The organism is Acidilobus sp. 7A, from assembly GCF_003431325.1.
Lineage (GTDB): Archaea > Thermoproteota > Thermoprotei_A > Sulfolobales > Acidilobaceae > Acidilobus.
The window spans coordinates 435,596-448,896 of record NZ_CP010515.1 but is presented as its reverse complement, the minus strand read 5'-3'; the positions used below and the strand labels follow the sequence as shown (position 1 = coordinate 448,896).

The 13,301-nt window shown below is 56.1% G+C and carries 14 protein-coding genes; 6 read left to right on the top strand and 8 right to left on the bottom strand.

The annotated features are described in order from the left end of the window. Window positions 1–54 precede the first annotated feature (54 nt). The 4 genes from SE86_RS02310 to SE86_RS02295 all read left to right on the top strand — a co-directional run bounded on the left by SE86_RS02310 (window position 55) and on the right by SE86_RS02295 (window position 3,517). Complete coding sequence (locus SE86_RS02310; RefSeq protein WP_117354114.1) at window positions 55–351, top strand: hypothetical protein; 297 nt, start codon at window positions 55–57, stop codon at window positions 349–351. After that, the gene (locus tag SE86_RS02305) at window positions 272–928 is read left to right on the top strand and encodes a hypothetical protein (RefSeq protein WP_158543080.1); all 657 of its coding nucleotides are present in this window, start codon (window positions 272–274) and stop codon (window positions 926–928) included. The genes SE86_RS02310 and SE86_RS02305 overlap by 80 nt, the downstream gene beginning before the upstream one ends. Window positions 929–1,101: 173 nt before the next feature. Further along, window positions 1,102–1,827 (top strand): replication initiator protein WhiP, encoded by a 726-nt coding sequence (locus SE86_RS02300; protein ID WP_117354112.1) that lies wholly within the window; start codon window positions 1,102–1,104, stop codon window positions 1,825–1,827. A 523-nt stretch (window positions 1,828–2,350) separates the two neighbouring features. Next, window positions 2,351–3,517, top strand: a complete 1,167-nt coding sequence (locus SE86_RS02295) for a proteasome-activating nucleotidase (RefSeq protein WP_117354111.1) — start codon at window positions 2,351–2,353, stop codon at window positions 3,515–3,517. Here SE86_RS02295 and SE86_RS02290 read toward each other — a convergent pair. The 8 genes from SE86_RS02290 to SE86_RS02255 all read right to left on the bottom strand — a co-directional run bounded on the left by SE86_RS02290 (window position 3,514) and on the right by SE86_RS02255 (window position 11,092). After that, complete coding sequence (locus tag SE86_RS02290) at window positions 3,514–4,491, bottom strand: DNA cytosine methyltransferase (RefSeq protein WP_117355056.1); 978 nt, start codon at window positions 4,489–4,491, stop codon at window positions 3,514–3,516. The genes SE86_RS02295 and SE86_RS02290 overlap by 4 nt on opposite strands. Further along, window positions 4,466–5,047 (bottom strand): transcription initiation factor IIE subunit alpha, encoded by a 582-nt coding sequence (locus tag SE86_RS02285; protein ID WP_117354110.1) that lies wholly within the window; start codon window positions 5,045–5,047, stop codon window positions 4,466–4,468. The genes SE86_RS02290 and SE86_RS02285 overlap by 26 nt, the downstream gene beginning before the upstream one ends. After that, window positions 5,025–5,597: a tRNA (cytidine(56)-2'-O)-methyltransferase gene (locus tag SE86_RS02280; protein ID WP_211096671.1), complete on the bottom strand. Its 573-nt coding sequence runs from the start codon at window positions 5,595–5,597 to the stop codon at window positions 5,025–5,027. The genes SE86_RS02285 and SE86_RS02280 overlap by 23 nt, the downstream gene beginning before the upstream one ends. Further along, the gene (gene hflX, locus SE86_RS02275; RefSeq protein ID WP_117354108.1) at window positions 5,518–6,678 is read right to left on the bottom strand and encodes a GTPase HflX; all 1,161 of its coding nucleotides are present in this window, start codon (window positions 6,676–6,678) and stop codon (window positions 5,518–5,520) included. The genes SE86_RS02280 and hflX overlap by 80 nt, the downstream gene beginning before the upstream one ends. Continuing rightward, complete coding sequence (locus SE86_RS02270) at window positions 6,675–7,154, bottom strand: multiprotein bridging factor aMBF1 (protein ID WP_211096670.1); 480 nt, start codon at window positions 7,152–7,154, stop codon at window positions 6,675–6,677. The genes hflX and SE86_RS02270 overlap by 4 nt, the downstream gene beginning before the upstream one ends. 76 nt (window positions 7,155–7,230) lie before the next feature. Beyond that, entirely contained in the window at window positions 7,231–7,467 is a 237-nt protein-coding gene (locus SE86_RS02265) for a hypothetical protein (protein ID WP_117354106.1), read from the bottom strand. A gap of 88 nt (window positions 7,468–7,555) precedes the next feature. Then, entirely contained in the window at window positions 7,556–8,482 is a 927-nt protein-coding gene (locus SE86_RS02260) for a malate dehydrogenase (protein ID WP_117355055.1), read from the bottom strand. A 171-nt stretch (window positions 8,483–8,653) separates the two neighbouring features. Continuing rightward, window positions 8,654–11,092: a valine--tRNA ligase gene (locus SE86_RS02255; protein WP_117354105.1), complete on the bottom strand. Its 2,439-nt coding sequence runs from the start codon at window positions 11,090–11,092 to the stop codon at window positions 8,654–8,656. Window positions 11,093–11,178: 86 nt separating this feature from the next. On the opposite strand from SE86_RS02255, the gene SE86_RS02250 reads away from it, so the two are divergent. After that, a complete protein-coding gene (locus SE86_RS02250) occupies window positions 11,179–11,841 on the top strand; it encodes a hypothetical protein (RefSeq protein ID WP_117354104.1) in 663 nt (220 codons plus the stop codon). A gap of 37 nt (window positions 11,842–11,878) precedes the next feature. Beyond that, on the top strand, window positions 11,879–13,282 hold the full coding sequence (locus tag SE86_RS02245) for an aminoacyl--tRNA ligase-related protein (protein WP_117354103.1): 1,404 nt from the start codon (window positions 11,879–11,881) through the stop codon (window positions 13,280–13,282). Window positions 13,283–13,301 lie beyond the last annotated feature (19 nt).

Sequence of the window (13,301 nt, the reverse complement as noted above, 5' to 3'; positions counted from 1 at the left end):
TTGGAGACAATGTGCTAATTAAGTCACTAGGTCGAAGGCTGCTGGGGGCCCTGGGTGCACGACAACTTAAGGAACAAGGCAATTAAGGAGGCCCTGCTGAGCCAGCTGAAGGGCAAGGTGTCCCTCGATGATATCATTGAGTGGCTTTGGGACGATTTTGGCCTGAGGGCTAAGAGGAGCTGGGATGACGTTAAAAGGGTTATAATCTCCAGCGACGAGATACTACCCCAGGACGTAGCTACATTCATGATAGACGAGGGTGTAACTCCTGATGAGGGAGCCTGGGACGTCCTACCAGCTCCAAGGAGGCTGCGAGGCAGTAGCGGTCCTGAAGAGGGTGACAGCCGCTGAGAGGGGCGGAAGGCCTGGCTTCACATCGTGGCACGTCGTTGAGGCCCTGAGGAGGCTGTCAAGGTACGAGCTCGGCAGGATAGCCCTGAGCAGGGAGCTCGGTCTGACCGAGGCCTCCACCAAGACCCTCATCAGGAGACTCCTTGGGGAGAGCCTCATAACAAAGGGCGACTTCGGGAGCAGGACAACCGACAGAGGCCTGAGGCTTCTGTCTGCCCTGGAGAGCCTCATAAGTCCAAGGGAGTGCTCGGTGACCGAGCTGGGCGACCTGAGGAGCTGCCTGTTTATAACCTTGAGCCTTGAGCCTCCAAGGGACCTCACGCAGGTCTACGAGATAAGGGACTACGTGGTTGCAGAGGGCTGTAGGCTGGTAGTTGTCGGCTACCTGGACCCTCCGAAGCTCGGCTTCCCTGGGCTCCCAGCCCAGCTTGAGGAGGCCATAGGTAGGGCGGTGACGTCAACAGGGGTCAGCGGCGCAGGGAAGGGAACAGTGATAGTCGTGCCCTCCGCGTGCGGTCCGGCGCTGGTTAACGCCGTCGTTGATATTATAGCGAGAGCCTGCGGCCTTGGCGCTTAAACGTCTTAAACGGAGCCCGCCTCTAGGTCAAGCCTTTGTAAACCCCCCAGTTTACAGAGCGTCGCGGGCCAGCTGCATGCCTTTGGTGATGACTCAGGGCGCTGGGAGAGGCTAGTATTACTTAGCTCTCCCGAAGGAAACTTCTCATAGTGTAACTCAGAGCCTGGGGAGCCATGAGGAAGAGCACTGATGAGCTGCAGCCGCTGGAGTCGCTGAAGGAGAAGGGAGGACCCAGGAGCAAGCTCGTTGACGCCATACTGGTGCTCCTCCTCGCCAGGCCTATGAAGGCCGCTGAGATAGCGGAGGTCCTAAGTAAGGAGCCCAAGTACGTCTCCAGCTACCTCTCGTACTGGAAGTCGAGGGGCTATGTGGACTACGACCTCGGCATGTGGTACCTAACGCCCAAAGGGGAGGACTATGCCAGGCAGGTGGCTGAGGCCCAGCGAGACGAGAGGTTCAATGAGTTCATGGCCTTAGCCCAGAGGCTGATGAGCTCTGCCAGTCAGACAAGAAACAACAAGAGGGCTCGTGCCGAGGAGAGCGAGGGCAGCGACGTTCAGTCATTCATTGCAAACCTAACTAATAAATCGGACAAGAAACAACAAGAGGGAAGAGTCTCTAATGCCGCCTGCGTCCTGCAGCTCCTCAAGGACAAGGTGACCGACGAGGAGAGCGAGGTTGTTATGGAGCTCCTGAGCCACTACTCCAAGTACGGCGTCACCTATATGTACGTCGATCAGCTTGCGGAGAGGCTCAAGGCTGACTATGAGTGGCTGCTCAGGAGGGTGAGGGACCTCCAGAGCAAGGGTATAGTCTACATCTACACAGACCCAAGGCTTGGAATAAGGGTTGGATTTTCAAAGTCAGTAAAGGAGCTCTTCAGGCAGTGCCAGCATTAGCTTCTACTATACTGACTCGCTATTATTGACGGGTCAGCCGACCCTAGCGCCCAGCGCGCTAGCTCTCTTGATAATACCGTTTGTATAAAGGTAGTAGTATTACACCACCTAGGGGCCCCCGCCCTCTTGTAGCAGCGCCCCTTGTCTCGTAGTAGTAGCTAGGGCTCTAGTTAACCGGGGAGTTAACAAAGGGGACAAGCTGCCCTTCAGGCGGTAAAGTTTAAAATTGATTAAGCTTAAGTTTTGAGAGCGCATATAGGGAGGCCGTAGTGGCGCGCCAGATGTGTAGGCGTCCCCGCGCAAGTACATACTCGATTCCCTGGGATCCATGAATGGGCTGCTCCCCGCAGCGAGGAGTAAGGGCGACGGCCGAGGACCTGTAGCCTATGTGTGAAATTTAATATAAACGAGAACTATGTGGAGTGAAGACGCCTGGCAGCGGCTGCGAGGAGGCCGGACAGAGGACTAGGCTAAGCTCCTTAAAAACGCATAGGCTAAGATAATGGGGAACGGGGTAGCGTAGTTGTCCATAAGCGAGTCAGGCAGGAGCGCTAAGGACAAGCCAGATGAGGACGAGCTGGCGTTGCTCAGGGAGAAGGTCAGGTACCTGACCCAGCTAAACATGAACCTGGAGAAGGACCTGGAGTTCTATAAACAGGAGCTTAACAAGCTCCTGGAGCCGCCTTACATAGAGGCCATGGTACTGGAGGTGCTCTCGGATGGGAGGGCCGTGGTTAAGAGCTCGACGGGGCCCAACCTGGTGGTTAAGGTGGCCTCGAACGTTGACGCGGGCAAGCTGAGGCCGGGCGCCTCCGTGGCACTCAACAACAAGGGCTCAACAATCGTTGAAGTGCTACCCTCTATTCACGACCCGCTCGTGGAGGCCATGGAGGTAGAGGAGAAGCCCTCAGCGAGCTTCAATGACGTGGGAGGGCTTGAGAGCCAGATAAGGGAGATCTACGAGGTCGTGGGTCTGCCCCTCATAAAGCCTGAGCTCTTTAATGAGATAGGCGTTGAGCCGCCTAAGGGCGTGCTCCTCTACGGTCCGCCTGGCACCGGCAAGACGCTGCTGGCTAGGGCACTGGCCGGGGAGGCAAAGGCCACTTTCATAAGGGTGGTCGCCAGCCAGTTCGTCAACAAGTTCATAGGTGAGGGGGCCAGGATAGTTAGGGAGGTCTTCAGGCTGGCTAAGGAGAAGAAACCTTCGATAATATTCATTGATGAGATAGATGCCATAGGCTCTAGGAGAGTAGACCTGGGCACCAGCGGGGACAGGGAGGTCCAGAGAACTATGTTGCAGCTGTTGGCCGAGATGGACGGCTTCGACCCGCTGGAGGGCGTCAAGGTTGTGGCGGCCACAAATAGGATAGACCTCCTAGACCCAGCGCTCCTGAGGCCCGGCAGGTTTGACAGGCTGATAGAGATACCCCTGCCTGACAAGAAGGGGAGGCTTGAGATATTAAAGATACACACGAGGAGCATGAAGTTGAAGGACGTGGACCTCGAGGAGGTAGCCGCCATAACGGAGGGCTTCTCAGGCGCTGAGCTTAAGGCGGTCGTCACAGAGGCCGGGTTCTTTGCAATTAGGGACGGGAAGAACTACGTCTCACAGGAGCACCTGTTAAAGTCTGTTGAGAAGGTCCGCAACAGGATGGAGAAGAGGAAGCAGATATTCGGAACTCACATCTAATCACCTTCTTTGAGGAGCCCCATAAGGTAATCCGCTATGTTCCTGGCGAGCGGCACGGGGACAGCCTCGCCTACCATGTTGTACTGTGAGTCCCTGCCGCCCAGGAACACGTGGTAGTCTGGGAAGCCCATGAGCCTGGCCTGTTCCCTCACTGTGAGCAGCCTATCCTCGTATGGGTGTATGAACCTGGAGGATCCCATAACCGTGGGGGCCGGCCTGTTGGGGTTGAGTCTTATGAAGTTACGGAACCTCCTGGAGTCGGCGCCCTCGAAGGTTATCATCGCCCTACCCCACGCTACCCTGCTCACCTTCCTCTCGAGCCTCCTGCTGAGCGGCTGAGGATAGTCATGGTTAGGAGGCCAGGGGCTCCCCGGCTCAGGGAGACCCCTTAGGGCCTCCTCAACAGTGACGGGCGCTGACCGCTTGAGCCTCAGCTCCACGTTAGACACGAAGGCCCTGACCCTCTCGTTGGGGGCGCCGTGCTTCTCGGAGTGCACTATATTAAAGTATATGCTCTCGTAGCCGTTGCGCCTCAGCTCGCCCTCAATGACCTTCTTTATGGGGCCCTCCGCGACGCCGCTCACGTTCTCTATGACGAAGTACTTGGGCTTCAGCTCGCCTATCAGCCTTATGGCGTGAAGGTAGAGCTGGCCGATGGGGTCAGTTAGTATCCTGTCGGTGGGGTCCTGCATCCTCTTTCTGTTGGTTGGTGTGAAGGGCTCACAGGGGGGGCTCGCTATAACAACGTCAAAGTCGCCCCTTCCCAGGCCGCTCACGTCCTTAATCGTGACCTCGCTCACATCCTTAACGTCGTCAGCTATGAGGTAGGTGTGAGGGAAGTTCGCCTTATATGTCTTGGCGACGGGCGGGTCATTCTCAACAGCGACAGCAACGTTAAAGCCTGCCAGCTCAAAGCCCCTTGAGAAGCCTCCGGCCCCCGAGAAGAGGTCAACGGCCAAAAACCCGCCTCTCATCCTTCTTGATCTCCTCCTCAAGCCTTGATATGCGGTCCTCCAGCACCTTTACATATTTGCTGTTGTCGTCAGGTACAAGCATAGTGCCGCACTTGGGGCAGGTGAACTGGTACTCGTAGGCGTAGTCAAAGGTGTACCTGGCCCCGTCCTTTGGGCAGACGTAGAACTCGTTCTCCTTCTCATACTTTAGTCTCATCTTGAGCTTCTCAAGCACCTGTAGCTTACGCCTGAGGAGCGCCAGGTCCGCGTCCCTTGAGTCGAGGTACCAGTAGTACCTCGTGGCCCCTGTGTCAGGGTGCTTCCCACGGCGGTACGAAGCTATCCTTAAATCATAAAATATCCTGAACACCTTCCTTACGTCTGCCTGTTTGTACCCCTTTATCTGCTCGACCTCCTCGTCGCTTATCCCCTTCTCAGGGTCAACTGTGAGCAGGAAGTCGAAGAGATCGTCAGCCATAGCCTCATCAATGCCAGACTTCACTGACAGTATCCTTATGAGCTGCCTGAGGCTCTTAAGGCCCCTGCTCTCCTCTTCATTTCCGTTCTCTCCGCTCAACCCTCTTCCCTCTCTCGCTCGGCATTATGATAGCTGTGGCGTCCGAATAGTAGTAATAGAGCTCCCGACCTTTAAATAATCTATCCAAGAACAGTGCAAGGGCCGCCACCTCGCTGTGGGGCTGCCACCCCACCGCCACGTTGTAGTCAGAGTTCATGTAGTAGAACGACTCGACCTTCTGCGAGCCAACGACTACCAGCTTAGGCTTGGGCGAGGAGGAGACTTTGCCTATAACGTCATCAAGTGGAAGGCCATACATAGTCAGGTGTATGATCTCGCCACCTGAGGCCTTCCACACCTTTACGTATTCATGGCCATCAACGCCGCACTCGTAACTTATCATGCCGCCCCAGGTCTTAGAGGCCTTAGCCAACGAGCTGTAGACGGAGTCGTCGCACACGCCCTCTAGGACGAAGCCGTTAGCTCCAAAGGCCCTAGCCACTAAGGCCACGTGAGTCGTGACGCGCTTGTCACGCGCCGGCCTGTGTCCCAGCCTTAGCACGTACACCCTGCCGTACTGCCTCGGTAGGCTCTCCAGGCCTTCCGACACTGCTGGCCACCTTCTCAAGCAGTAGGTCAAGGTTGAGGCCCTTAAGCGCTGAGACCCTAACAACTTGGGCCCTGAGGCCCGCCAGGGCCGCCAGCTTGCTCACCGTGGACTCCTTGGCGCCCAGCTCCACCTCAGGCACGAGGTCCACCTTGTTAAGCGCCAATATTATGGGCTTGTTGATTGCATTTAGCTTGCTCAGAACAGAGATGCCGGCCTGCAGCTTCTCCTTAATTGTGTCGCTATCCTCAGAGGAGTCTATCACAAATATCAGGACGTCGGCGAGGGCCGCCTCCTGAAGCGTGGAGTAGAAGGACTCTATGATCTCCGCCGGCACATCCCTCACAAAGCCAACGGTGTCTATCAGCATTATCTTAGCCCCCCTGTAATCCACAAGCTTATGCTTGGCGAAGAGGGTCGTGAAGTACTCGGGCCCTGTGGGCTGCCTCTCACCGGTTATGGCATTGAATATGGAGGTCTTCCCAGCGGACGCGTAGCCCACTATCGAGGCCAGTATGAAGCCGCTGTCCCTCCTGGCCAGCTCCTGAGTCCTCACCCTTCGCCTGAGCTCGTCGAGCTCCCTGCGTATCCTGGCTATCCTGCTTATCATGTACTTCTCATAGGACTCGAAGGCGTACCTGCCAGGGCCCAGGAAGTCCACCTGTTCCCCGAGCTTAGCCCTCCTTATGTACTCCCTTACCAGGGGGAGCTCGTGCTTCAGCCTGGCCATCTCGATCTGAAGCTTAGCCTCCTTGGACCCTGCGTGAAGCGCGAATATCTCAAGTATGATAAGGACTCTGTCAAGCACCTTGACCTTTGAGGCCCTCTCAAGCTTATACATGGAGGAGGGCTCCAGGTTGCCGTAGTATATGATGGCATCGACGCCGAGCTCCTGAGCCCTCGCACTGATGTTTTTCACGGCCTCGTCGCTGAGCCTCCTGCCAGGCTTGGGCCTCCTTATTATGTCAACGACCTCATAGCTAGCGCTCTCCGCTATAGCTAAGGCCTCCTCCAGGTGGCTTATGTGGTCGCGCGAGATGACTAGGAGAGCCCTCCTGGCCCCAGCCCCCTTAGCTAAGCTCAAGAACTTCTGTCCCTCCTAACCACAGCCACATCGCCAAAGGTCAGGGCGTCCTCAGGAGGCTCCTCGCCTTCACCCTCGCTCTCAATGGGCTGGAGCAGCTTAACATTTAGGAGGGCCTCTATCTTCCTCGCCAGCTCCACGGTAGGCTTGTACTTGCCGCTCTCTATCTTCTTGATGAGCGCCTCACTGACCTTAAGCCTCTGGGCCAGGGCTGCCTGGGTCCACCCCTTCGACTCCCTGGCGCCCCTTATTATGTCAGGGTAGTTATCGACAACCTCAAGGACCTCCTCCTTGGCCTGCCTCCTCGGCTTTAGTTTAACCTCCCTTGGTTTCGCGGTGACGGGCACAGCGCGGCCGCTCCTGGTGAGCTTCATAAAGCAGTCATCGCATACGAGGAGCTCTGCGCCATCCATGATAACTCTGTGCCCGCTCCCGACGATCGGCTTGCCGCACACCTCGCAGTAAAGTTCGGGCAAGCTTAACCCCCAGCCGGCTCAACAGGTTAGTGCGTGCTGGGAGATCTTAAAAATGCGAGTTGCGAGCAGTAGGGCCTCAGCCGGGAGTGAGGGCCTTGAGTCCAACCCTCCTGTATGGACAGTCCTGGTATGATATCTCGCACTTGCGCACCTTTGATCTCGCTATGTAGCTCTCGAGGACCTTACAGTAGGCAATGTAGGACCCTCCGATGTCGTAGGATTCGAAGAACTCGCATTGGGACGAGGGCCTGTAGTTCAGCTGAAATATGTTAACGTAGAACACCTTCTTAGGAAGCTGAGCGCTGGAGGCCAACTCGGCTCGCCTTACCTAGATTACGCCTCGCGGAGAGGCCTTAAAAACGATATTAGGCGATAAATAAAGGGCTGTTAAAATAGGACCTTCACTTGTACTCTGGCGGAAGGGCGTTAATCAGGTCCCTGACCGCGCTGATGCTCTTGTCGAGACCTTTCTTCTCCTCCTCGTTGAGCGGGAGCTCAAGTATCTTCTCGATCCCGTTGCGCCCGAGGACGGCTGGCACCTCAGCTATTACATCGCGATAGCCGTACTCGCCATTGAGGTAGGCGCTAACTATGTAGACCTTGCGCTGGTCCTTCTTTATGGCCTCAGCCATCAGGGCCAGGCCGGCCGCAGGGGCCCAGTTGCTGCTGTAGCCCCTCAGCTTTATTATATCGGCGCCCGCGTTTATGGTCTGCTTCACTATCTCGTCTATGTCCTTCTGGCTCATGAGCGAGGTCAGAGGAACGCCGCCAACAGTGGAGAGCCTAGGCGCTGGGAACATATTCTCGCCATGCATACCGAGGACTATAGGCTGTATTGAGGCAGCCGATATGTTAAGCTTGACGGAGGCGTAGTAGGCCAGCCTTGGCGAGTCTAGGATGCCGCTGAAGCCTATCACCCTCTCCCTCGGGAAGCCCAACTTCTTATACATGACATAGGTCATGGCGTCCGAGGGATTCGTGAGGACCAGGACCTTCGAGTTAGGCGCGTACTCCTTTATGTTGTCGGCTACCTGCTTCATGACGTCAGCGTTTACCTTGAGCAGTTCCTCCCTGGTCTGACCAGCCTTCCTTGGGAAGCCAGCCGTAACTATAACTACGTCAGATCCCGCCATGTCCTTGTAGTCGTTGGAGCCGTAGGCCCTCCTTGAGATGCCTAGGACCGCGGTCATGTGATTCAGGTCCAGCGCCTCACCCTGAGGCGCATTGGGCTTTATGTCTATAAGCATCACATCGTCCAGGTCCCTAAGAAGTATCATGGCGCCTGTTGTGACTCCTACCCTTCCGGCGCCTCCCACTACGGTTATCATGAATGGGTCCCACTCAGTTATGCACGTATCGGAACTAAAGCTCTGCACGCAGGTTGTTCATAACAGCCCATTACAACAGGCTTACGTCAGAGAACGAAGTCCAGGGTGTCAAAAGAAACGCCCATCGGCGACCTGTCAAAGTTAGACTAAAGCCCTGAGGACTTAAGGGCCTTATTGGGCAGAGGTTATATAAATGCCGGGCCCTATCTCCGTTCCTGTCGGTCTCTCATCGACGTAGGTATTAAAGTTGACCTTGTGGAATGACCGCAGGTCCTCAATGTAGGAGGCCAGCCTCGCAGGTATCATTACTGTCGAGCCCTCCAGGGGCTCGCTGAGCTTAAGCCCCTTGGACTTTTTGTAGGCCCACACGGCATTGTTGACGCTCATTATTAGCCTTGCGTCCTCCGCCAGCTGGTCCACGTCAGGTCCCTCTAAGAGCTTGCCCGGCAGCCTCTCTGAGTGCACGCTTCTGTCGTAGAGCTGTCTATATATGAAGTCCGTGACGAAGGGCATTATCGGCGAGAGGAGGACTATGATGGACCTGTAAATCCTGTGCAGCGTGTACCAGGCCGACGCCCTCTCCTCCTCAGGGTAGCTCTCAGAGTAGGCCCTGTCCTTGACTAGCTCGACATAGTGTGACGCGAAGACATTCCAGGCCAGCTCGTAGAGCTGCACAGCAGGCTCGTACACGTCTAGGTTCTCATATCCGCTGATGGCCGCATCTATGTACTTCTGCGCGAGGGCCAGGAAGGCGCTGTCTATGCGCCTCAGCTTGGCCTCCTGCGGCTCCGGGAAGGATGATATGAACCTAGCAAGGTTCCACAGCTTAGTTGCAAAGTTCCTGCCGGTTACGACCTTCTTTTCGTCATACCTGTAGTCGTAGCCCAGCCTCGCTGACGAGGCTGCCCAGAAGCGGAAGGCGTCAGCGCCGTACTTAGCTATTATGGGGTCTGGGTCTATAACGTTGCCAAGGCTCTTGTGCATGGGTCTGCCCTTAGGGTCGAGCCCCATGCCGGTTATCCTTACCCATCTGAAAGCTGACTTCCCCGTGAGCTGGTAGACCCTTAGGAGTGAGTAGTAAAGCCACGTCCTTATTATGTCTTCGCCCTGCGGCCTCAGGACGCTAGAGGACGCCTTCCTGAAGAACTCAGGGTCCTCCATCCACTTGGTCGCGTAGAGCATGGATATGCTGGAGTCGAACCACGTGTCGAAGACGCGGGTCTCACCCTTAAGGTACTCCTTGGGGGCGCCGCAGACGGGACACCTGTCCCAGGGCGGCTGCTCCTCCCATGGCCTATAGTACCTTCCAGGCTCTGGCACCAGGAGCGAGCCGCACTTGGTGCAGCGCCACAGGGGTATCTCGGTGCCGTAGTAGCGGTCCCTTGATATGGGCCAGTCCATCGCTATTGCGTCAAGCCACTGCAAGAGCTTCTTCTTGTGGAACTCGGGCCTCATGTCAAGCTTATTTATAAGCTCCCTCAACTGCTCCCTCAGGTCAAGTTGCCTGAGGAAGATCTCCGATCTGTTTATTATCTGAAGCGGCGTCTTGCACCTCCAGCATATCGGCACGCTATGCCTGATCCTCTCTTTCTTCACTAATAGGCCCTGCTTCTCCAACTCCTCTGCGACCTTCCTGCGGGCCTCCTCTACGCTCAGGCCTGCGAGGAAGCCCGCGTCCTGAGTCATGACCCCCTTCTCATTAATTATAACCTTCGGCTTCAAGTTAAGCTCCCTGAATAGCCTCACGTCGTCCTCATCGCCGTAGCTGCAGATCATCTCAAGCCCGGTGCCGAAGTTCATGTCGACGCCCGGATGTTCAACAATGATAACCTCGTTGCCGAAGAGGGGTGCTATGGCCTTCCTGCCCGCCAGGCCCCTGTACCTGCTGTCCTGCGGGTTATATGCTAGTGCAGCGCAGGCGGGCAGGAGCTCAGGCCTAGAGGTGGCAACGACCAGCTCCTCCCCAGCGTCGGCGAGCCTGTACTTTATATAGTACAAGAAGTCATCCCTCTCCTCGTACTCTATTTCAGCCTCAGCCAGCGTTGTGCCGCAGCGCGGGCACCACCTTACGGGCCTCTCAGCCTCGTAGATAAGGCCCCTCCTGAACAGCTCTATGAAGGTCCTCTGCGTCAGGGTCCTGTACTTAGGGCTGTCAGTCCCCTCACGCCAGTACTCAAAGGAGCAGCCTAGCCTAGTCCACACGCCGACCAGGTCCCCCTCGGCCCTGTCAAGGTACTCCCTGCAGAGTTCAAGGAACTTCCTCCTGCCCCCAGGAGTTGATGCCATGTCCTTAGCGTTTATACCGTAGGACTTCTCCACCTGAACCTCCACTGGGAGGCCGTTTCTGTCGGCGTAGAAGGGGACCAGCACGTAGTAACCCTTTAACCTAAAGTACCTGGCGATCATGTCTATCTGCGCGTAGTGGGCTGCTCCCCCCACGTGCCACTTGCCGCTGGCGTAGGGCGGCGGCGTGTCTATCACTAGCACCTCCTTGTCGCGCCACTCCGCTGAACCGGACGACGACAGGGCCTCCTTTCGCCATATGTCAAGGAGCTCCAGCTCCTTGTTGACGTCCCACCTGGTCTCACTTATCTTTGGCTGTAGCTTCAAGCGACGCACCTTTATCTCCAACGCCTGATAGGTTTTAATCGCTTATACCGCAACATAGGAGCTGTGGTAGGCTGAGAAGATTTGCTATGAGCGAGGTCAAGGCAACCTCAGTGGCAGTGGCTGCGGCCCTGGTCGAGGCCCTTACGCTCCTGATTGCTAAGCCTTTTGGGAAGCCGCCAACAACGCTTGGGGGCTTTGTCTATCTTGTAGCTACATTTATAGCCGAAATAGTTTTAATAGTGGTTAGCGTCTCCGTTACGACCGTCGTTACGGGGACGCCGTACGCAGGTCTCATAATATCACTTGTGCCGCTCTCTGCGTCCTCCTCCTTAAGCTACCTGTTAGTGGGCCTCGCCTCTTTTGTGGCAGGTTCCCTGACAGCCATCATGATATATGTAATTATCACTCTTAGGGGACAAAGAGGGGCGCACCACCTTAGCGTAGGCGCTGGTGCCCCCTACCCAATACCCCTGGCTTCGGCGTCCGTAGGGCTGGCCCTTCAGTCCATAGTGCCATTAAACGCGCTGGTAGGCGAGCTATTCATCAGTGAAGTCATCTATACAGGCGCCTCTATAGCAGCTGCAGTCCTAGTTTCTCTAGTTTTTAGGAGACCACTGACAGGTCTACTTTACGGCCTCGTCTCCTCTCTGGGCCCGCTGGGTCTGGCGATAGCAGTAACGGTAGCCATGGAGAAGGAAACCTTGAACGTCAAGGAGGTGGGCAAGCCCATGGTTCAGAGGAACTTTTAAAGCTTCAATGTTCCTAGGGCTAGGGTGATGACGCGGCTTGAGCCAAGAGAAGGACCACATGGACTACGCGCAGGAACTAGACGTGGCCGTTAGGCCTGACCTTGCAATACCGGTGCTTGGGACTGACGTGGGCTCGCTGCTCGGTCATGGCATACCGCTCTTCACCATAGGCGGGGGCTACCTGAGGGCCGCGCTCTCCCAGGTACTTATAAACTTTCACGCAAGACGAGGGTACTTTATAGCTGAGACCCCTATAGTGAGCAGCGGTGCCCTTTTCGAGCTCTCTGGACACATGGGCTATTACAGACAGAACATGTTTGTGTTCAGGCTTGAGGACAGAGACTACGCTGTGAAGCCGATGAACTGTCCCTTCCACATACTGATATTTCTAAGCGAGCTGACCAGGCGCCGCAACAAGGTGTCCCTGCCCTTCAAAGTGTTCGAGGTGGGCAGAGTTCACAGACTCGAGCCCAGCGGCAGCGTCTACGGGCTGCTGAGGTCAAGGAGCTTCACGCAGGACGACGCGCACATAATAACCTTTGGCAAGGACGCAGTCAACGTCGTGACCTCCGTGTTCGAGGAGATGGTCACAATATACTCTAAGCTCTTCAACATAGATATGAACCCCAACACCGTGACCCTAAGGCTGAGCCTCTCAGATAAGAGCAAGATAGGCACGGAGTTCATGGGTACCAGGGAGGAGTGGGAGAACGCTGAGGAGTTCCTAAGGGGTGCCCTGGACAATATAGCTAAGAAGTACGGGCTTAAGTACGTCGCCGCCGAGGGTGAGGCAGCCTTCTATGGACCCAAGATAGACGTCCTGGTAAGGCTTGGCTCAGGGCAGGAGAGCAAGGAGTGGCAGCTTGGCACAATACAGTTTGACTTTAACCTTCCAAGGAGGTTCAAGATTTATGAGGCCGTCAAGGAGCTCCACGGCAGCGAGGACGTCTACATAATACACCGCGCGCTGATAGGGTCCATAGAGAGGTTCCTGGGCGCTTACCTGGAGAACTACAAGGGCAGGCTTCCATTCGTGCTGGCCCCCTTACAGTTCGCCGTAGTTGCGATAAAGGCTGGCGACAATTTTGATCAGAAGGTCATCGACTTTGCATCCTCACTCCACCGCTCGCTGATAGCAAAGGGGTTCAGGTCAGGCTACGTGGAGACCACGAGGACCTCGCTCTCGGGTGACGTGAGACTCATTGAGTCAGGGGCCAAGCCGGCGGTCATACTTTACATAGGCAGGAAGGAGCTTGAGAAGGGCGCCCTGACTGCCTCCATATATGAGGGGGGCAGCAGGAGGCAGGTCTCCGTAAGCGCGAACGATCCACTTCAGGCGGCGGACCCCATAGAGGAGCTTGTTAGGGGTCTGGAAGAGCCTGTGAAGGAGATAGCAGGCTTCGCGCCAAGGATACCCGGGGACCTGAGCTACCAGCTCTAGCGGGGATGGGACTTGAGGG